The 18,598-nt window shown below is 65.4% G+C and carries 22 protein-coding genes; 6 read left to right on the top strand and 16 right to left on the bottom strand.

Annotated elements, in window-relative coordinates:
* Positions 1–74 precede the first annotated feature (74 nt).
* Positions 75–344, top strand: a complete 270-nt coding sequence (locus E8E95_RS25885; RefSeq protein WP_280354948.1) for a PsiF family protein — start codon at positions 75–77, stop codon at positions 342–344.
* Between the two features lie 8 nt (positions 345–352).
* Here E8E95_RS25885 and E8E95_RS25880 read toward each other — a convergent pair whose 3' ends face one another.
* The 3 genes from E8E95_RS25880 to E8E95_RS25870 all read right to left on the bottom strand — a co-directional run bounded on the left by E8E95_RS25880 (position 353) and on the right by E8E95_RS25870 (position 1,783).
* On the bottom strand, positions 353–838 hold the full coding sequence (locus E8E95_RS25880; protein ID WP_280354947.1) for a hypothetical protein: 486 nt from the start codon (positions 836–838) through the stop codon (positions 353–355).
* Between the two features lie 4 nt (positions 839–842).
* A complete protein-coding gene (locus tag E8E95_RS25875) occupies positions 843–1,196 on the bottom strand; it encodes a DUF6152 family protein (protein ID WP_280354946.1) in 354 nt (117 codons plus the stop codon).
* 146 nt (positions 1,197–1,342) lie between these two features.
* Positions 1,343–1,783 carry a YqaA family protein gene (locus E8E95_RS25870; RefSeq protein WP_280354945.1) on the bottom strand — a complete coding sequence of 147 codons (441 nt, stop codon included), beginning with the start codon at positions 1,781–1,783 and terminating at the stop codon, positions 1,343–1,345.
* A gap of 192 nt (positions 1,784–1,975) precedes the next feature.
* Here E8E95_RS25870 and E8E95_RS25865 point away from each other — a divergent pair, with 192 nt between their 5' ends.
* From E8E95_RS25865 to E8E95_RS25855, 3 genes are all read left to right on the top strand, one after another.
* Positions 1,976–2,842 (top strand): oxaloacetate decarboxylase, encoded by an 867-nt coding sequence (locus tag E8E95_RS25865; protein ID WP_280354944.1) that lies wholly within the window; start codon positions 1,976–1,978, stop codon positions 2,840–2,842.
* Between the two features lie 97 nt (positions 2,843–2,939).
* Positions 2,940–3,206, top strand: a complete 267-nt coding sequence (locus E8E95_RS25860) for a DksA/TraR family C4-type zinc finger protein (RefSeq protein WP_179062379.1) — start codon at positions 2,940–2,942, stop codon at positions 3,204–3,206.
* A 152-nt stretch (positions 3,207–3,358) separates the two neighbouring features.
* Complete coding sequence (locus E8E95_RS25855; protein ID WP_280354942.1) at positions 3,359–3,883, top strand: transposase; 525 nt, start codon at positions 3,359–3,361, stop codon at positions 3,881–3,883.
* 117 nt (positions 3,884–4,000) lie between these two features.
* Here E8E95_RS25855 and ureC read toward each other — a convergent pair whose 3' ends face one another.
* From ureC to E8E95_RS25790, 13 genes are all read right to left on the bottom strand, one after another.
* A complete protein-coding gene (gene ureC / locus E8E95_RS25850) occupies positions 4,001–5,701 on the bottom strand; it encodes an urease subunit alpha (RefSeq protein ID WP_280354941.1) in 1,701 nt (566 codons plus the stop codon).
* Between the two features lie 79 nt (positions 5,702–5,780).
* The gene (locus E8E95_RS25845) at positions 5,781–6,086 is read right to left on the bottom strand and encodes an urease subunit beta (RefSeq protein WP_280354939.1); all 306 of its coding nucleotides are present in this window, start codon (positions 6,084–6,086) and stop codon (positions 5,781–5,783) included.
* 4 nt (positions 6,087–6,090) lie between these two features.
* Positions 6,091–6,591, bottom strand: a complete 501-nt coding sequence (locus E8E95_RS25840) for an N-acetyltransferase family protein (RefSeq protein ID WP_280354936.1) — start codon at positions 6,589–6,591, stop codon at positions 6,091–6,093.
* Between the two features lie 8 nt (positions 6,592–6,599).
* Complete coding sequence (gene ureA / locus E8E95_RS25835) at positions 6,600–6,902, bottom strand: urease subunit gamma (RefSeq protein WP_280354934.1); 303 nt, start codon at positions 6,900–6,902, stop codon at positions 6,600–6,602.
* Positions 6,902–7,741: an urease accessory protein UreD gene (locus E8E95_RS25830; RefSeq protein WP_280354932.1), complete on the bottom strand. Its 840-nt coding sequence runs from the start codon at positions 7,739–7,741 to the stop codon at positions 6,902–6,904. Before E8E95_RS25830 ends, ureA begins: the two co-directional genes overlap by 1 nt.
* 22 nt (positions 7,742–7,763) lie before the next feature.
* Positions 7,764–8,462 (bottom strand): urea ABC transporter ATP-binding subunit UrtE, encoded by a 699-nt coding sequence (gene urtE / locus E8E95_RS25825; protein WP_280354930.1) that lies wholly within the window; start codon positions 8,460–8,462, stop codon positions 7,764–7,766.
* Between the two features lie 114 nt (positions 8,463–8,576).
* Complete coding sequence (gene urtD / locus E8E95_RS25820) at positions 8,577–9,437, bottom strand: urea ABC transporter ATP-binding protein UrtD (protein WP_280354928.1); 861 nt, start codon at positions 9,435–9,437, stop codon at positions 8,577–8,579.
* Positions 9,438–10,526, bottom strand: a complete 1,089-nt coding sequence (gene urtC, locus E8E95_RS25815) for an urea ABC transporter permease subunit UrtC (RefSeq protein WP_280354926.1) — start codon at positions 10,524–10,526, stop codon at positions 9,438–9,440.
* Positions 10,526–12,094, bottom strand: a complete 1,569-nt coding sequence (gene urtB, locus E8E95_RS25810) for an urea ABC transporter permease subunit UrtB (RefSeq protein ID WP_280354924.1) — start codon at positions 12,092–12,094, stop codon at positions 10,526–10,528. The genes urtC and urtB overlap by 1 nt, the downstream gene beginning before the upstream one ends.
* A gap of 122 nt (positions 12,095–12,216) precedes the next feature.
* A complete protein-coding gene (urtA, locus tag E8E95_RS25805; protein WP_280354922.1) occupies positions 12,217–13,482 on the bottom strand; it encodes an urea ABC transporter substrate-binding protein in 1,266 nt (421 codons plus the stop codon).
* An 86-nt stretch (positions 13,483–13,568) separates the two neighbouring features.
* Complete coding sequence (locus E8E95_RS25800; protein ID WP_280354921.1) at positions 13,569–14,285, bottom strand: GntR family transcriptional regulator; 717 nt, start codon at positions 14,283–14,285, stop codon at positions 13,569–13,571.
* Between the two features lie 4 nt (positions 14,286–14,289).
* The gene (atzF, locus tag E8E95_RS25795) at positions 14,290–16,092 is read right to left on the bottom strand and encodes an allophanate hydrolase (RefSeq protein WP_280354920.1); all 1,803 of its coding nucleotides are present in this window, start codon (positions 16,090–16,092) and stop codon (positions 14,290–14,292) included.
* A gap of 271 nt (positions 16,093–16,363) precedes the next feature.
* Positions 16,364–16,960, bottom strand: a complete 597-nt coding sequence (locus E8E95_RS25790) for a MarC family protein (RefSeq protein WP_077523682.1) — start codon at positions 16,958–16,960, stop codon at positions 16,364–16,366.
* Positions 16,961–17,099: 139 nt separating this feature from the next.
* Here E8E95_RS25790 and E8E95_RS25785 point away from each other — a divergent pair, with 139 nt between their 5' ends.
* Positions 17,100–17,369, top strand: a complete 270-nt coding sequence (locus tag E8E95_RS25785; RefSeq protein ID WP_280354917.1) for a MoaD/ThiS family protein — start codon at positions 17,100–17,102, stop codon at positions 17,367–17,369.
* A gap of 21 nt (positions 17,370–17,390) precedes the next feature.
* Positions 17,391–18,470, top strand: coding sequence for an exo-alpha-sialidase (locus tag E8E95_RS25780; RefSeq protein ID WP_280354916.1), 1,080 nt, complete (start codon positions 17,391–17,393; stop codon positions 18,468–18,470).
* The last annotated feature ends 128 nt before the right edge of the window (positions 18,471–18,598 follow it).

The following is an 18,598-nucleotide window of genomic DNA, read 5'->3' as shown; positions in this document are numbered from 1 at the left end:
GCGGACTCGGGTTGTCCGGCACAGTTCGTCGTGCTGGCTAGACTGCCCTTGTGGATAAACAGGGAGACCCTTCCATGAAGAAACTATGCCTGCCCGTGATGTTCATCGCCCTGCTGGCCGCCGGCCAGGGCTTCGCCGCCACCCAGCAGGAAAAGATGAAGACCTGCAATGCCGACGCTTCGGCCAAGGCCCTCAAAGGCGACGAACGCAAAGCCTTCATGAGCAAATGCTTGAGCATGACCCAGCAGGAGCGCATGACGGCCTGCAACAAGGGCGCATCGGAAAAGGCTCTGAAAGGCGATGAGCGCAAGGCCTTCATGAGCCAGTGCCTGAAGAAGGACTAGCGCTGGCACTAGACGTACGCGAGCAATCGGCCGGCCGACATCACCCCGCACCAGATCAGGATCGACAGCGCCACCTGCAGCCTTCCGCTGGTGGGTGGCCGCTGGTCCCAATCCGCCAGCCGTGCGCTCCACAGGGCACGGAACAGCAAGGCGTTGGTGGCACCCACGGCAACCAGCAGTAGCTTGAGTTGCAGCAACCAGTTCTTCGTCAACGGCCCCGCGTCGGCGGCGAACAGGCAAAAGCCGGTGAGCAGCAGGAGCAGCAGCCCGGCAATGCCGATCGGCGTCAGGCGGCGCGAGGCTTCCAGCAGCGGCACTTCGCGGGCGAACCCGAGCAGGCGCAGGTCGAGCAGCAGCATGGAGCCCAGCAGCATCACCAGGCCGAGCAGGTGCAGCAGATTGGCTGCCGGGTAGAACAGCGTGGACTCGCGCATCAGCGCGCCGAAGGGCGAAGCCTCCAGTTGTTCCACCCAGGGCAGGACGAGCTCTATCACCGCCTCAGCGCAGCTCCACGGTATGTCCGTCGACGATCACCCGCTCTGCGCGGATCTCCGCCGTACCGTCCTTGCGCGGGTAGCCGACCACGGTCACCGTCTTGCCCGGTGCCAGGTCCTTTTCCGGCAGCCCGCGCGACTCCATGCGGCTGAGGGGGGCCAGCACCACGTGCCATTCGCGGCCTTCGTAGTCGATGGTGATGTGAGCATGGGGATTGCGATAGGAAAGCGTCTTGACCGGTGTCTCTATGGTCAGGGTCTTGTCCGCGTCATAGGAACTCCAGCCATGGTGGGCGAACGCAGCGGTGGCGCCGAGTACCAGGGCGAAGAAGGCGATCAGCAGGGCGAGCTTTCTCATGGGTTGCCTCCAGGCAGCGACCCGGAAAGCGTAGGCGCTCCAGCGACGCAACGTCGCCGGGGCAGTATCCCGAAACACAATGGCAGCGCTTGGTAGGGCCGCGAACCGCTTCGCGAGCAGAGCTCGCTCCTACAGGTGTGTTGCCGTTAGCCCATCCAACCCAGGGTCAACGTTGTCAGCACCAGGTAACGTCCTGCCTTGGCCAGGGTCACCAGGGCCAGGAATACCCAGAAGGACTCGCGCATCACCCCGGCCACCAGGGTCAGCGGATCGCCGATCACCGGTACCCAGGCCAGCAGCAGCGACCAGCGCCCGTAGCGGTGGTAGAAGGCCTGCGCCCGCTCCATCTGCGCCGGTTTCACCGGGAACCAGCGACGTTCGCGGAAGTGCTCCAGGTAGCGCCCCAACCACCAGTTCACCAGCGATCCCAGCACATTGCCGAAGGTCGCCACCGCCACCAGCGCCCAGGCTGGCTGGGCCTTGCCCAGCAGTAGCCCGACCAGCACGGCTTCTGACTGCAGGGGCAGCAGGGTGGCGGCGCCGAAGGCAGAGAGGAACAGGCCCAGGTAGGCGGTGAGTGCCAGCACGGCAGCGTCTCGAAAAAGGGGGCGTCAGTGTGGCGGCCGACGAAGTGCCGGACAAGCCGCGTGGCTGTTAAGCGAACTGAAAGACTGATCCGTTAGAATGGGTGCAGTCTGACAATGGAAAAACGGGGGCGCCGACTCCAGAGTTACGGAGCCGGCTTCATCCTGACCCCCTTCTGATCTTTGGTGCCCTTTATGCGTAGAGCTTCTCATCACGAGTTGCGCACGGCCTTTCGTGCGCTGCTGGACTCGGATTCCTGTTTTCACACCGCTTCGGTGTTCGATCCCATGTCGGCTCGCATCGCCGCTGACCTCGGTTTCGAAGTCGGCATCCTCGGCGGTTCGGTCGCGTCCCTGCAGGTGCTCGCCGCACCTGACTTCGCCCTGATCACCCTCAGCGAGTTCGTCGAACAGGCGACCCGTATCGGCCGCGTCTCGCGCCTCCCGGTGATCGCCGATGCCGACCACGGCTACGGCAACGCCCTCAACGTGATGCGCACCGTGGTCGAACTGGAGCGTGCCGGCATCGCCGCGCTGACCATCGAGGACACCCTGCTGCCGGCCCAGTTCGGCCGCAAGTCCACCGACCTGATCCCGGTGGAAGAAGGCGTCGGCAAGATCCGCGCAGCCCTGGAGGCGCGCGTCGATCCGGACTTGGCGATCATCGCCCGCACCCACGCCGGCGTGCTCAGCACCGAAGAAGTGATCAAGCGCACCAAGGCCTACGAGGCCGCCGGCGCCGATGGCATCTGCATGGTCGGCGTGGCCGACTTCGAGCACCTGGAAAAGATCGCCGAACACCTGAGCATCCCGCTGATGCTGGTCACCTACGGCAACCCTAAGCTGCGCGATAACGAACGCCTCGCCCGCCTTGGCGTGCGCATTGTGGTCAATGGACACGCGGCTTACTTCGCCGCCATCAAGGCGACCTACGACTGCCTGCGCGAACAGCGCCAGGTCGCCACCGGCACCGAACTCAACGCCACCGAGCTGACCCACAAGTACACCTTGCCCGAGGACTACATCGTCTGGGCCGAGGAATTCATGAACGTGAAGGAGTAGCGCGACCTCCACTTGTCGCCTGACGACCGCCCCCCTTGCAAAAGGTCGGAAGAAAGCCCAAATCTTCCTTTGAGCCTTGAGCAAGCGGGAGGTCAGCATGGCCAGTGGTTGGGCCGGCGATGGCGCCGTCCAGGAACAGATCGACAGCACCATCGAAGATGCCGTCCAGCGCGCGCGCAGCCAGTTGCCGAAGGGCGAAAGCCTGACGCACTGCGAAGAGTGCGACGCCCCCATTCCCGAAGCCCGCCGCAAGGCGATCCCCGGCGTGCACCTGTGCGTCGCCTGCCAGACCGAGCACGACAAGGAAAACGCCGCCTTTACCGGGTATAACCGGCGAGGGAGCAAGGATAGTCAGTTGCGGTAGAGCCGGGCTCGATCCCGTAGGTTGGGCAGAGCGCAGCGAAGCCCAACAATCCGACCTCCCGGCAAGCCATTTCCACTTTCCATATCGGAGCCGTATCCGCACACCGCTTCCTAGACTGCCCACTCGGCATTCGTACCAGGGAGGGCAGGGGCGTGCGCTATCGACGCGCTTTCGTGCCGGGCGGCACGTTTTTCTTCACGGTCAATCTCGCGGATCGCTCGCAGCGGCTTCTGACGGAGCACGTTGATGTTCTGCGCTTCGCCTTTCGGCGAGTGAAGCAGCGGCATCCCTTTGAGATTCCCGCCATGGTCGTTTTGCCTGAGCACCTGCATGCGATTTGGGTGCTGCCGGAAGGTGATGCGGACTACCCGTTGCGCTGGGGACAAATCAAGGCGACCTTTTCACGCTACCTACCCGTGCATGAGCCCGTAACCGATACGCGACATGGCAAGCGGGAGCGGCAGATCTGGCAGAGGCGCTATTGGGAGCATCAGATTCGTGATGAGCAGGATCTGGAGCGGCACATGGACTACATCCATATCAATCCCGTGAAGCACGGGTATGTTCAGCGCGCGGTGGAGTGGCCGCACTCATCGATCCACAAATTCATTCGCGCCGGTGTGATGAGCGCCGATTGGGCCTGCGAGCACGGTGAAGGTGTCTTCGGCGAGCGCTGACATGCTCTTGTAGGTTGGGAAGAGCGCAGCGAAGCCCAACGCTTGGGCGATCTACATGAGCTGTTGGGCTTCGCTTAGCTCAGCCGCAACCTACGGTGCCAGGTAGCGGCCTTTGGGTCAGAACAGGAAATACCGCTGCGCCATCGGCAGCACTTCCGCTGGCTCGCACCAGAGCAGTTGGCCGTCGGCTTTCACTTGGTAGTTCTGCGGGTCGACCTCGATGGTTGGCGTGTAGCCGTTGTGGATAAGGTCTTTTTTCTGCACGTCGCGGCAGCCCTTCACCACGCCGATTTTCTTCTTCAAACCCAATTGCTCCGGCACGCCCGCCTCGAATGCCGCCTGGCTGATGAAGGTGAGGCTGGTGGCATGGCGGCTGCCGGCGTAGCTGGCGAACATCGGGCGGTAGTGCACCGGTTGCGGGGTGGGGATGGAGGCGTTGGCGTCGCCCATCAGGCTGGCGGCGATGGCCCCGCCCTTGAGGATAAGGCTCGGCTTCACGCCGAAGAAGGCCGGGCGCCAGAGCACCAGGTCGGCCCACTTGCCCACTTCCACCGAGCCCACTTCATGGCTGATGCCGTGGGTGATGGCCGGGTTGATGGTGTACTTGGCGATGTAGCGCTTGGCGCGGAAGTTGTCGTTACCGGGTGCGTCCTCGGGCAGGGCGCCGCGCTGTTTCTTCATCTTGTCGGCGGACTGCCAGGTGCGGGTGATGACTTCACCGACGCGGCCCATGGCCTGGCTGTCGGAGCTGATCATGCTGAAAGCGCCGAGGTCATGGAGGATGTCTTCGGCGGCAATGGTCTCGCGGCGGATGCGGCTTTCCGCGAAGGCCACGTCCTCGGCGATGCTCGGGTCCAGGTGGTGGCAGACCATGAGCATGTCCAGATGCTCGTCGATGGTGTTGCGGGTGAAGGGCCGGGTCGGGTTGGTCGAACTGGGCAGTACGTTGGTGAAGCCGCAGGCCTTGATGATGTCCGGAGCGTGGCCGCCGCCGGCGCCTTCCGTGTGATAGGTGTGGATGGTGCGGCCCTTGAACGCGCCGAGGGTGGTTTCGACGAAGCCCGATTCGTTCAGCGTATCGGTGTGGATGGCCACCTGCACGTCGTACAGGTCGGCGACCGACAGGCAATTGTCGATGGCCGCCGGGGTGGTGCCCCAGTCTTCGTGCAGCTTCAGGCCGATGGCGCCGGCCTTCACCTGTTCGATCAGCGGCTCCGGCAGGCTGGCGTTGCCCTTGCCGGTGAAGCCGATGTTCATCGGGAAGGCGTCGGCGGCCTGGAGCATGCGCGCCATGTGCCAGGGGCCGGACGTGCAGGTGGTGGCGTTGGTGCCGGTGGCCGGGCCCGTGCCGCCGCCGATCATGGTGGTGACGCCGCTCATGAGCGCTTCTTCGATTTGCTGTGGGCAGATGAAGTGGATGTGCGTGTCGATGCCGCCGGCGGTGAGGATCATGCCCTCGCCGGCGATCACCTCGGTGCTGGCACCCACGGCGATGGTGACGTCGGGCTGGATGTCCGGGTTGCCGGCCTTGCCGATGGCTTTGATGCGGCCGTCCTTGAGGCCGACGTCAGCTTTGACGATGCCCCAGTGATCGATGATCAGGGCGTTGGTGATCAGGGTGTCGACCACGTCCGCAGCCAGAAGCTGACCCTGGCCCATGCCGTCGCGGATCACCTTGCCGCCGCCGAATTTCACTTCTTCACCGTAGGTGGTGAAGTCCTTTTCGACTTCGATCCACAGGTCGGTATCGGCCAGGCGCACCTTGTCGCCGACAGTGGGGCCGAACATGTCGGCGTAGGCTTGTCTGCTGATCTTCATTGTGTGTTTCCGTCTACTCCGTGCGGGGCGAGGCTTCCCTCACCCCCGGCCCCTCTCCCAGAGGGAGAGGGGAGCTATTTCACAGCTCGCCCATCACCCGGCCGGCGAAGCCATACACGCGGCGCAGTCCGGCCAGTTCCACCAGCTCCACCTCGCGGCTCTGGCCCGGCTCGAAGCGCACGGCGGTGCCTGCCGGAATGTTCAGGCGCATGCCGCGTGCACTGGCGCGGTCGAAGGCGAGCGCGTCGTTGGATTCGAAGAAGTGGTAGTGCGAGCCCACCTGGATCGGGCGGTCGCCGGTGTTGGCCACGGAAAGGCTCAGGGTGCGGCGGCCTGCGTTGAGTTCGATCTCGCCGTCCTGGATCTGGTATTCGCCGGGGATCATCGCGTCACTCCAGGATCAGTTGCATGAAGGTCAAATCCAGCCAGCGGCCGAACTTGCGCCCCACCTGGGGCATCTGCCCGGTGGTGACGAAGCCGAGGCGCTCGTGCAGGCGGATGGAGGCGGTGTTCTCGCTCTCGATGGCGGCGACCATCACGTGCAGTCCCGCCTGGCGCGCGCGCTCGACCAGCGCCTGCATCAACGCGGGGCCGAGGCCCTGGCCACGCTGGTCGCCGCGCACGTACACCGAATGCTCCACGGTGTGGCGGAAGCCTTCGATGGTGCGCCAGGTGCCGTAGCTGGCGTAGCCGAGCACATCGCCGGCATCGTTCACCGCTACCAGCACCGGGAAGCCGGCGGCTGCGCGATCGGCCAGCCAGGCGCGGCGATTGGCCAGGTCCACCAGGGTTTCGTTCCAGATCGCCGTGGTGTTCTCCACGGCGTCGTTGTAGATGGCGAGGATGCCGGGCAGGTCGGCTTCGGCAGCATCGCGAATGACGTAGGACATGGCAGGCCTCAGGCAATTGGCTGGTGGACGGTGACCAACTTCGTACCGTCCGGGAAAGTGGCTTCGATCTGGATCTCGGGAATCATCTCCGGCACCCCTTCCATCACCTGACCGCGAGTCAGCAGCGTGGTGCCGAAGTGCATCAGTTCCGCAACGGTCTGGCCGTCGCGGGCGCCTTCCAGAAGGGCGGCGGAAATTAACGCCATGGCTTCGGGGTAGTTGAGCTTGAGGCCACGAGCCAGTCGCCGTTCGGCTACCAGGCCGGCGGTGAAGATCAGCAGCTTGTCTTTCTCTCTTGGGGTGAGATCCATCAGGTACTCCAGATTCTCGGAGGCTTGGCTTCGCGGCCAAGCAAGGCAGGGCGCAACAGGCGCCAGAGGTCGATCAGCCAGGCGCGGGCGTGCAGCGCCTCGGAGGCGAGGCAGCGGGCCACCAGCAGGCCGGGCAATTGGGTCAGGTCGCCGCGCCCGGCACAGGGGCGTTCGCGGCAGCGTTCGAGCAGTTCGGCGTCGATTTCGCCGGTGACGATCAGGGTCGCGAATACCGGCTGGCCGGCGAGGCCGATGGGGGAATCGAGGAGGCCGTCGTCACCTTCGACGCGCTGGCGCTCGTGCCAGATCAAGGTGCCGTTGCGGTGGATATCCAGGTGGGCCTGGAAGTGACCTTCGGCAAAACGCTCGCCAGCAGCGGGTCGGCCGAGGGCGACCATGTCCCAGTAGAACAGCCGGGCGTCGTCGGTCAGTTCGATGCGGGTGGCCAATTCGGCACGCGCACCGGAGTAGACGATGGTTTCCTGCGGCAGCCATTCCAGTGTGGCGCCGCCTTCGACCTTGAGTTCGACCTCCTGGAACGCCGGGCTGGTGGCGCGATACCACTTGGCCGCGCCGGGGCTGGTGAGCTGCGCCCAGGCGCCTTCGCCAACGCGTGCGGTCAGGTCGAGACGATCACCACCGGCAATGCCGCCGGGCGGGTGGACGATGATGTGCTGGCACACCTGCGGACCTTCGGCGTGCAGGTGTTTCTGTACCCGCAGCGGGCCCTTGTGGCGGCGCTGCACGGGCCGTGTAGTGGCGCCGTCGAGGGCGTAGGCCAGTTCCAGCTCGGCGTGCCAGCTGGGGGTGAAGAGGGCGGTGTCGACAGGTGCGTTCATGGCTTCATTCGTCGTGCTTGCGTCAGATGGTCACCAGGCCGCGCACACCTTCGGCTTCCATGTTCTCGCCGCGGCCTTGCTGGATGATTTCGCCCCGGCTCATCACCAGGTACTGGTCGGCCAGTTCGGCGGCGAAATCGTAGAACTGCTCCACCAGCAGGATGGCCATGTCGCCGCGTTCGGCAAGCTTCCTGATCACTGCGCCGATCTCCTTGATCACTGAGGGCTGGATGCCTTCGGTTGGCTCGTCGAGGATCAGCAGGCGCGGCTGGCTGGCCAGGGCGCGGCCAATGGCGAGCTGTTGCTGCTGGCCACCGGAGAGGTCACCGCCACGACGATGCTTCATCTCCCGCAGCACGGGGAAGAGCTCGTAGATGGACTCCGGCACTGCCTTGGCGTCTTTCGCGCTGAAGCGTGACAGCCCCATCAGCAGGTTCTCTTCCACCGTCAGGCGCGGGAAGATCTCGCGGCCCTGGGGCACGTAGGCGATGCCCGCATGCACCCGCTGGTGCGGCTTGAAGCCGGTGATGGAGCGGCCTTCCCAGTTCACTGCGCCTTCTTTGGCCGGGATCAAGCCCATCAGGCATTTGAGCAGGGTGGTCTTGCCCACGCCATTGCGCCCGAGCAGGCAGGTGACTTCGCCGATCTTCACATCGAACGACAGGCCGCGAAGGATATGGCTGCCGCCGTAGTACTGGTGGAGCTTGTCGACTATCAGCATGTCGATGTCCTTGTCTTTGCGTAGGGTGGATCACGCTTCATCGATCCACCGTGCCTTGCCTGGTGGATGAAAAAAGCGTCATCCACCCTACGGAGTATTTTTCCTTCGACCGGGTCAGCGGCCCAGGTAGACCTCGATCACCTGTTCGTTGGCCTGGACGTCGGACAGCGAGCCTTCGGCCAGCACGTGGCCCTGGTGCAGCACGGTGACGTGGTCGGCGATGCTGCCGACGAAGCCCATGTCGTGCTCCACCACCATCAGCGAATGCTGGCCGGCGAGGCCCTTGAACAGCTCGGCGGTGAATTCGGTTTCGGCGTCGGTCATGCCCGCCACCGGTTCGTCGAGCAGCAGCAACTGCGGGTCTTGCATCAGCAGCATGCCGATCTCCAAAAACTGCTTCTGGCCGTGGGAGAGCAGGCCCGCCGGGCGATTGCGCGAGGCCTCCAGACGGATCACCGCCAGCACTTCGTCGATGCGGTCCTTCTGTTCGCCGGTGAGCTTCGCCCGCAGGCTGGCCCACACGGACTTGTCGGTCTTCTGCGCCAGCTCCAGGTTCTCGAACACTGAAAGCGCTTCGAACACGGTGGGCTTCTGGAACTTGCGACCGATACCAGCCTGGGCGATTTCCACTTCGCTCATGCGGGTGAGGTCGAGGGTTTCTCCGAACCAGGCCTTGCCAGTGTCGGGGCGGGTCTTGCCGGTGATCACGTCCATCAGCGTGGTCTTGCCTGCGCCGTTGGGGCCGATGATGCAGCGCAGCTCGCCGACTCCGATGTAGAGGTTGAGGTCGCGCAGCGCCTTGAAGCCGTCGAAGCTGACGCTGATGTCTTCCAGGGTGAGGATGGTGCCGTGGCGTACGTCCAGGCCCTGGCCGGCGACGCGACCAATACCCAGGGAGTCGCGCCCACTGCCGGCGTCGCGGTTGGGATCGAAGGCGGGTTCGAGCATGAGTTCGGGTACCGGGGCTGCACGCATTTACTTGTCTCCCCGTTTGACCAGGCCAATCACGCCCTTGGGCAGGTACAGCGTGACCAGGATGAACAGAGCGCCGAGGAAGAACAGCCAGTATTCCGGGAAGGCCACGGTGAACCAGCTCTTCATGCCGTTGACCAGACCCGCGCCCAGCAGCGGACCGACCAGCGAACCGCGACCGCCGAGCGCCACCCACACGGCCGCTTCGATGGAGTTGGTGGGCGACATCTCGCTGGGGTTGATGATGCCCACCTGGGGCACGTAGAGCGCGCCGGCGAGGCCGCAGAGCACCGCCGACAGCACCCAGATGAACAGCTTGTAGCCGCGCGGGTCGTAGCCGCAGAACATCAGCCGGTTCTCGGCATCGCGCAGCGCCGTGAGCACGCGGCCGAACTTGCTCCGCGCGAGAAGCCAGCCGAGCAGCAGGCTGCCTATCAGCAGCGTCACCGTGGCCAGGAACAGCACGGCGCGGGTGCCCGGTGCGGTGATGTCGAAGCCGAGGATGCGCTTGAAGTCGGTGAAGCCGTTGTTGCCGCCGAAACCGGTCTCGTTGCGGAAGAACAGCAGCATGCCGGCGAAGGTCAGCGCCTGGGTCATGATCGAGAAGTACACGCCCTTGATCCGCGAGCGGAAGGCGAAGAATCCGAACGCCAGCGCCAGTAGACCGGGGGCCAGCACCACGAGGCACAGGGCCCAGAGGAAGTGCTGGGTGCCGGCCCAGTACCAGGGCAGCTCGGTCCAGGCGAGGAAGCTCATGAAGGCCGGCAGCCCGTCGCCGGCCGCTTCGCGCATCAGGTACATGCCCATGGCGTAACCGCCGAGGGCGAAGAACAGCCCGTGACCGAGGGACAGCAGCCCCGCATAGCCCCAGACCAGGTCCAGGGCGAGGGCGACGATGGCGTAGCAGAGGATCTTGCCCACCAGAGTCAGGGTGTAGGCCGAGACCTGCAGCGGGTTGTCCGCCGGCAGCAGGTGCAGCAGCGGCAGGGCCAGCAGCAGGGCGAGCACCGCTATGCCGATGGCCAGCGAAGTGCGCGGGCCGAGGGTGGCCGTGGCGCGGGCGAGCAGGGTCTGGTTGAGGGGTTGAGTCATCAGTCGATCACCCGTCCTTTGAGGGCGAAGAGACCTTGGGGCCGCTTCTGGATGAAGAGAATGATCAGCGCGAGGATGAGGATCTTGCCCAGCACGGCGCCGATCTGCGGTTCGAGGATCTTGTTCGCCACGCCGAGGCCGAAGGCAGCCATGACACTGCCGGCAAGCTGGCCGACGCCCCCCAGTACCACCACCAGGAACGAGTCGATGATGTAGCCCTGGCCGAGGTCGGGGCCGACGTTGCCGATCTGCGACAGGGCGACGCCGCCGAGGCCGGCGATGCCCGAGCCGAGGCCGAAGGCGAGCATGTCCACGCGACCGGTGGGCACGCCGCAGCAGGCGGCCATGTTGCGGTTCTGGGTGACGGCGCGGACGTTGAGACCCAGGCGGGTCTTGTTCAGCAGCAGCCAGGTCAGGGCGACCACGAACAGGGCGAAGCCGATGATCACGATGCGGTTGTACGGCAGCACGAGGTTGGGCAGCACCTGCATACCCCCGGACAGCCAGGCGGGGTTGGCGACCTCGACGTTCTGCGCGCCGAAGATCACCCGCACCAGCTGGATCAGGATCAGGCTGATGCCCCAGGTCGCCAGCAGGGTTTCCAGCGGACGGCCATAGAGGTGACGGATCACCGTGCGCTCCAGCGTCATGCCCACCAGGGCCGTGACAAAGAAGGCCACCGGCAGCGCCACCAGCGGATAGAGCGCCAGCAGTTCCGGGGCGAGGCGCTGGAAGCCCAGCTGCACCATGTAGGTGGTGTACGCACCGAGCATCAGCATTTCGCCGTGGGCCATGTTGATCACCCCGAGCAGGCCGAAGGTGATGGCCAGGCCAAGGGCCGCGAGCAGCAGGATGGAACCGAGGGACAGACCACTGAAGGCCTGGCCGAGCAACTCGCCCACCAGCAGCCGGCGCTTGACCTGGGCCAGGCTGGTTTCGGCGGCGGTGCGCACGCTGGCGTCGGCTTCCACGCTCGGGTCGAGCAGGGCTTCGAGGCGGGTGCGGGCCAGCGGATCGCCGGTCTCGCCGAGCAGGCGCACGGCGTTGAGGCGGATGGCCGGATCAGGGTCGACCAACTGCAGGTTGGCCAGGGCGAGGCTGATGGCATCGCGTACGCCGCTATCTTCCTCGGCCACCATGCGCTGATTGAGCAACGGCAATTGCGCGGGCTTGGCGCTCTTCTGCAATTGCCGGGCGGCCTCCAGGCGCGCGGCGGGTTTGGCGGCGAGTAACTGGTGGCTGGCCTGGGCGGTGATCAGAAGACCGCGCAGGCGATTGTTCAGGCGCAGCTTTTTCGGTGTGCCTGTGACCGTGGCATCACCTTCGGCGGCGATGAAGGTGCCGCCCTGTTCTATGAAGGCGAGCTTGCTGTCGATGGCGAAGCGGCCTTGTTGCAGGGCGTCCAGCAGGGGCTGGCGCACGGCGTCGGGCTCGGTGGCCCAGTGCTCCAGCAGCTTCGCCTGTTGTGCCGGGTTGGCGGCGGCGAAGTCGTTGGCGTCGCCGGCCTGGGCTGCGAGGGGGAGCAGCAGGGCCAGGGCGAGGAGGATTCGGGATAGGGCGGCGGACATGAGGAATTCCTTCGTGGCACCGTTAGCCCCCTCTCCCTTCAGGGAGAGGGTTGGGGAGAGGGTGCGCTCGGAACGGCCCTCTCCCCCGGCCCCTCTCCCGCAAGCGGGAGAGGGGAGGTCGGTCAGTTCGTCTTCACCGCGTAATCCGGCTTCTTGTCGTTGCCAGGAATGAAGGGGCTCCACGGCTGGGCGCGCAACGGGCCTTCGGTTTGCCAGACCACGGAGAACTGACCGTCTTCCTGGATCTCGCCGATCATCACCGGCTTGTGCAGGTGGTGGTTGGTCTTGTCCATGGTCAGGGTGTAGCCGGACGGCGCGGCGAAAGACTGGCCGGCCAGGGCTTCGCGGACCTTGTTCACATCGGTGGTGCCGGCTTTCTCCACGGCCTGGGCCCACATGTGGATGCCGACGTAGGTGGCTTCCATCGGGTCGTTGGTCACTGCGGTCTGGTAGTTGGGCAGGTTCTTGGCCTTGGCGTAGGCCTTCCACTGCTCGACGAACTTGCCGTTGACCGGGTTATCCACGGACTCGAAGTAGTTCCAGGCGGCCAGGTGGCCCACCAGCGGCTTGGTGTCGATGCCGCGCAGTTCTTCTTCGCCTACCGAGAAGGCCACCACGGGCACGTCGGTCGCTTCCAGGCCCTGGTTGGCCAGTTCCTTGTAGAAGGGCACGTTGGAGTCGCCGTTGACGGTGGAGATCACCGCAGTCTTGCCGCCAGCGGAGAACTTCTTGATGTTGGCGACGATGGTTTGGTAATCGCTGTGGCCGAAGGGGGTGTAGACCTCTTCGATGTCCTTGTCGGCGATGCCTTTGCTGTGCAGGAAGCTGCGCAGGATCTTGTTGGTGGTGCGCGGGTAGACGTAATCGGTGCCCAGCAGGAAGAAGCGCTTGGCGCTGCCGCCGTCCTCGCTCATTAGGTATTCCACCGCCGGGATGGCCTGCTGGTTCGGCGCGGCGCCGGTGTAGAAGACGTTGGGGGAGAGTTCTTCACCCTCGTACTGCACCGGGTAGAAGAGCAGGCCGTTCAGCTCCTCGAAGACCGGCAGCACGGATTTGCGCGATACCGAGGTCCAGCAACCGAAGACCACATCCACCTTGTCCTTGGTCAGCAGCTGGCGGGCCTTCTCGGCGAACAGCGGCCAGTTGGACGCCGGGTCCACCACCACCGGTTCGAGCTGCTTGCCGTTCACGCCGCCCTTGGCGTTGATCTCGTCGATGGTCATCAGCGCCATGTCTTTCAGCGAGTTCTCGGAAATCGCCATGGTGCCGGAGAGGGAGTGCAGGATGCCGACCTTGATGGTCTCGGCTGCCTGGAGGGTCCAGGACATGCCCATGGCGGCGATGGATGCGGAAAGGGTGAACGCCTTGATCAGGCTGCGACGTTGCATGGGTCGATCTCCGTTCTTATCCAAGTTTTTGAAATGACTGCGTTTATGGGGCTGTTGTCCGGGCAGTTTTCAAAGGGGCTTCCTCGTCACCCTTGGTCTGGCTGCGGTCTCTGCCGAGCGCTGTGCAACATGTGCAGGGTGATCTTGCGTACTTCGGCCTTGCTGGTTTCGATATGGGTCCTCAGCAATTGCTGTGCCTCTTCGCATCGACGACCCGCAATGGCCTGGAGAATCGCCGCGTGTTCGGCGTAGGTGGCGTCGATGCGTGGCGCCTGGGTGAAGTCCAGGCGGCGGATGATGCGGATCTTTTCGCTGACTTCGCGGTGGATTCGAGCCATCTCGCGGTTGCCGGCCGCTTCCACCAATTGGCAGTGGAAATCCTCGTCCAGGCGCGACACCTCGAAGCCGTCTTCCAGCCGCGGTTGCACCATCCAGGTGCGACCGAGCCGTTGCAGTGCTTCGGGTTGCTCCTCGGCAGGGCGGGTGCAGTGGCGACGTACCGCCTCCATCTCGAGGACGATGCGCAGTTCGTACAGCTCCTCGAAGTGATCGAAGTCGAAGGCCTTCACCTGCCAGCCGCTGCGAAAGCGCACCTCCAGGTAGCCCTCACGCTCCAGACGATGCAGGGCCTGGCGCACTGGCGTGCGACTGGCGTCCATGCGCTCGGCCACGTCCCCCTCACTGAAGCGGTCGCCAGGCAGCAGGCGAAATTCGCTGATGTCGTCCTTGAGCCGGGCGTAGATGCGCCCGGCCAGGCTGTCGGGGCGTTCCTGGCGCCTGCTGCGCGGGCTGGCGAGTTCCATGGCGTCAGCGCACCTGGCTGGCGATGAAGGCGCGCCAACCACCGAAGGCGGTGATGTCGCGGGCGCCTTCCAGTGCGTAGGGCTCGCAGATGAAACCCTTGACCCAGCGCCCATCCGCCAGCTGCAAGTTGCCGATGCCGAGCGGCGGGGGGATTTCGGCGACGAACTCGCCAAAGCGCGCCAATGGGATATCCCAGAGTTCGACGATCAGCTCGGCGCCATCCTGGCTGCGGGCGAGGCCCGGCTTGGGCGGTACGGTGCCGGGCAGGGCGAACAGGCGGTAGTCGGCGGCGGTGCGGGTTTCTTCCACCAGCACCGCGTTGCGGTTGGTGAGCTGGAAGTTCAGCGGCATGCCGGTGAGGTGCGCGCCGACCACCGCGACGCGTACGCACCCAGGCGCCTGCGCGGCGGCGGGCAGGGGCGGCAGTGCGCGGCCAGTGGCACCAAGGGGCAGGTCGAGACTGGCTTGCCAGCGTTTGCCGAAGCTGGCCAGGGCTGCGTCGTGCCAGGCCGGGGCGAGCAGGGTGATGCCGGCGGGCAGGCCGTCTGCGCGGAGCCCTGCGGGCAGTGCCAGGGCGCTGAGGTCGGAGAAGTTGGTGAAGTTGGTGTAGGTGCCGAATTGGGCGTTGAAGAGCACGGGCTCCTCGGCCATCTCGGCGATGCGGCGGATGGTCGGTGAGGTGGGCACCACCAGGGCGTCGAAGGGCGCCAGGGCGTCGTTGATGCGTCGTGCCAGCTCAGCGCGCAGGTATTCGGCGCGGTAGGCGTCGCAGGCGCTGTAGTTCGGGCCGTTGCCGAGGATGCCGCGCACCACCGGGTCCATGGCTTCGGGTTGGTCGGTGAAGATCGCCCCGGCCGCCACGGTGCGTTCCGCCACCCAGGGGCCTTGGTAGAGCTGGGCCGCCAGTTGGCGGAAGGGGTTGAAGTCGATCGGGGTGATCTCGGCGCCGAGGGCGCGGAGCCTGTCCAGCGCGGCTTCGAAGACGGTACGGGTCTGCTCGTCGCCGAAGAACTCCAGTGTGTCCGGCACCGCCAGTTTCGGTTTGGCGGCCATGCCCACCGGGGCACTGTTGGGATTCTGCCGGGAGTAAGGATCGCGGGCGTCGTAGCCGCCACTGATGCGTGCCACGGTTTCGGCGTCGGCCACGGTCAGGGCGAACACCGAGATGCAGTCGATGGTGCGGCAGGCCGGCACCAGGCCGGTCGTGGACAGCCAGCCCTTGGTGGGCTTCAGGCCGACGATGTTGTTGAAGCCGGCGGGTACTCGACCCGAGCCGGCGGTATCGGTGCCGAGGGCGAAAGGCACCAGGCCACGGGCGACTACCGAGGCGGAGCCGGAGCTGGAGCCGCCGCTGACGTAGTCCGGGTCGAAGGCATTGGCTACGGCGCCATAGGGGGAACGCGTGCCTACCAGGCCGGTGGCGAACTGGTCGAGGTTGGTCTTGCCGATGAGGATCGCTCCGGCGGCGCGCAGGCGGGCGACGACGGTGGCGTCTTCGGCAGCTTCATAGGCGAAGGCCGGGCAGGCTGCAGTGGTGGTCCAGCCGGCGGCGTCGATGTTGTCCTTGATGGCGAAGGGCACGCCGTAGAGGGGCAGGCGTTCCCGCTGGCCTTCGGCGACGGCCAAAAGGGCGGCGAGTTCGATGAGTTGGGCGTCTAGCTGCTCGGCGCTGGCCAGGCTGATCCAGGCATTGTCGTCCGCGTCGAGGTGCTGGAGCAGGGCGTGCAGCAGGTTGGCGGGTTGCAGTTGGTCGCGGTAGGCCTGTTGCCATTCGGCGAGGGTGAAGGCGAGAGGGGCGTCGGACATGCTCTGGAGTTCCATCTTGTATCCAAGTTGGAATTCTCCACAGCAAAGCAGGTGCCAGGTTCGGGAAAACCGCGTGGTTGCTGGCGTCGGGCGCGAAGAGTCGGGTTTTGCCCTGGGCCTTTGGCGCACCGCGCTGGGGCGCACGAGGGCGCAAGGGTCATTGGCTGGTGCAATGTGCGGAGGTTGAGCGCAGCGATACCCATCGACCACGGCCCGCATGGGTTTCGTACCTCAACCCATCCTACGGGGGACTGCGCTAGAGGGTACGGAGCTACAGCACCAGGTAATTCTTCACCCCGGTAAAGATGATCTGCGCAGCCAGGGCGCAGACGAACAGGCCCATCAGGCGGCTGACGATCTGCAGGCCCTGGTCGCCGAGGATGCGTTCGATGCGGTCGGACAGGTAGAGGATCGCTCCGACGGTGGCCGCGGCGATGGCAATGGCGATAAGGGCGGTGAGTTTGTCATTCCAGTGCACGTGGCCCGCGCCCATCACCAGCATCGCGCCGATGGTGCCGGGGCCGACGGTCAGCGGAATGGTCAACGGCACGATGGTGACGTCCTGCTGCACGTTGTCCGCCTGCACTGCCGGCTTGCCCTGGGCCATGCCGAGGGCGGAGATGAACAGCACGGTGCCGGCGCCGATGCGGAAGGCGTCGATGGTGATGCCGAAGACATTGAAGATGGCCTGGCCGAACAGGTAGAGCAGGGCACTGGCGATCAAGGTGCCCAGGGCGACTTTCCAGGCGAGCTTCTTGCGCTCCTTCACCGTGTAGCCACGGGTCAGGCTGATGAAGCAGGAGAGCACGAAGAAGGGGCTGTAGAGCACCAGCATCTTCAGGTACAGGCTGGAAAGGCTTTCGAGCATGGGGGCATCCGTTCGTGACTGCGAGGGCCGCTGATGAGTGTAGAGGCTGCCCTGCCATTGGGCGCACAACTATAACCGCGCCACCGGGGTCGGCTATACCTTCCCCCACTGGGTCGTTTCGTCGCGCAGGGAGCCGTTGATGGCGCACATGAGCTTCACTCCCAACCTGCAACGTCACCTCGACGTCCCCGAGCTGGACGTCACGGCGGTTTCCGTGGCCGAAGCGCTGGAAGCCGCCTTCGTCGCCAACCCGCGCCTGCGCAGCTACCTGCTGGACGACCAGGGCAGGCTGCGCCGGCATGTGGCGATCTTCGTCGATGCCCAGCAGGTCAGCGACCGTCGCCGCCTCACCGACCCGGTGGGGCCGGCCAGCGACATCTTCGTTGTCCAGGCGCTGTCCGGCGGTTGAGCCGTACAAGGAGAAGGACCAATGAGCCGATGCATCCATGTGGCGACCCGCAAGGGCCTGCTGCGATTCGAGAAGGAGGGGGACGACTGGCGCCTCGCGCGCCAGGATTTTCTCGGCGAGCCGGTGAGCATGTTGCTGGCTGACCCGCGCGATGGACGCCTCTACGCGGCCCTGCATCTCGGGCACTTCGGCCCCAAGCTGTGGCGCTCGGCAGATGGCGGGCAGAACTGGGAGGAGATCGCCGCCCCTGCCTTTGCCCAGGCGGACGAGGGCGAGGATGGGCCCTCGGTCGAAATGATCTGGTGCCTTGAGCCGGGTGGAGCGGACCAACCCGGAACGCTGTGGGCCGGGACCATTCCCGGCGGGCTGTTCCGGTCCCGCGACCATGGTGCTTCGTGGAGCCTGGTGGACAGCCTCTGGAACCGTCCGGAGCGGGCCAACTGGTTCGGCGGCGGCTACGACCAGCCGGGCATCCACTCCATCTGCGTCGATCCGCGCAACAGCCGGCACCTGACCCTGGCAGTGTCCTGTGGCGGCGTCTGGCACAGCGAGGACGAGGGCGGCAGCTGGAACTACCGCACCCGTGGCATGCGCGCGGCCTATATGCCGCCAGAGCGCGCCGAGGAGCCGGACATCCAGGACCCGCACCGCATGGTGGCCTGTCCGGCGGACCCGGAACGACTTTGGGTGCAGCACCACAACGGCATCTTCGTGAGCGCTGATCGCGGGTTGAACTGGCGGGAAGTGCAGCAGGCCGGACCCTCCACCTTCGGTTTCGCTGTTGCAGTGCATCCGTCCGACCCCGACTGCGCCTGGTTCGTGCCTGCGGTGAAGGACGAATGCCGCGTCCCAGCCGACCAACGCCTGCGGGTCACCCGTACTCGCGATGGCGGCAAGCATTTCGATGTGCTGGAGCAGGGACTGCCACACCAGCTCTGCTACGACCTGGTGTACCGCCACGGGTTGGATGCGGATGGTAGCGGGCAGTGCCTGGCGATGGGCTCCACCACCGGACATCTGTGGGTGTCCGAGGATCAGGGTGACAGCTGGAAGCTGGTGGCGGGGCATTTGCCGCCGATTTTTGCGGTGAGGTGGGGGTAGCGGGGCCGGTCAGCAGCCTATTGTGGGGGCGAATTTATTCGCTATGGACGGCGAAGCCGCCCCTTGGAAGATTTGAAGGGCGAACCTGCGGTCCGCATAGCGATTGAAATCGCCCCCATAGTGGGCTT

This window comes from Pseudomonas sp. BN414 (assembly GCF_029871275.1).
GTDB classification, from domain to species: domain Bacteria; phylum Pseudomonadota; class Gammaproteobacteria; order Pseudomonadales; family Pseudomonadaceae; genus Metapseudomonas; species Metapseudomonas resinovorans_C.
The sequence above is the reverse complement of the archived record's forward strand: the minus strand, read 5'-3'. Positions and strand labels throughout refer to the sequence as shown.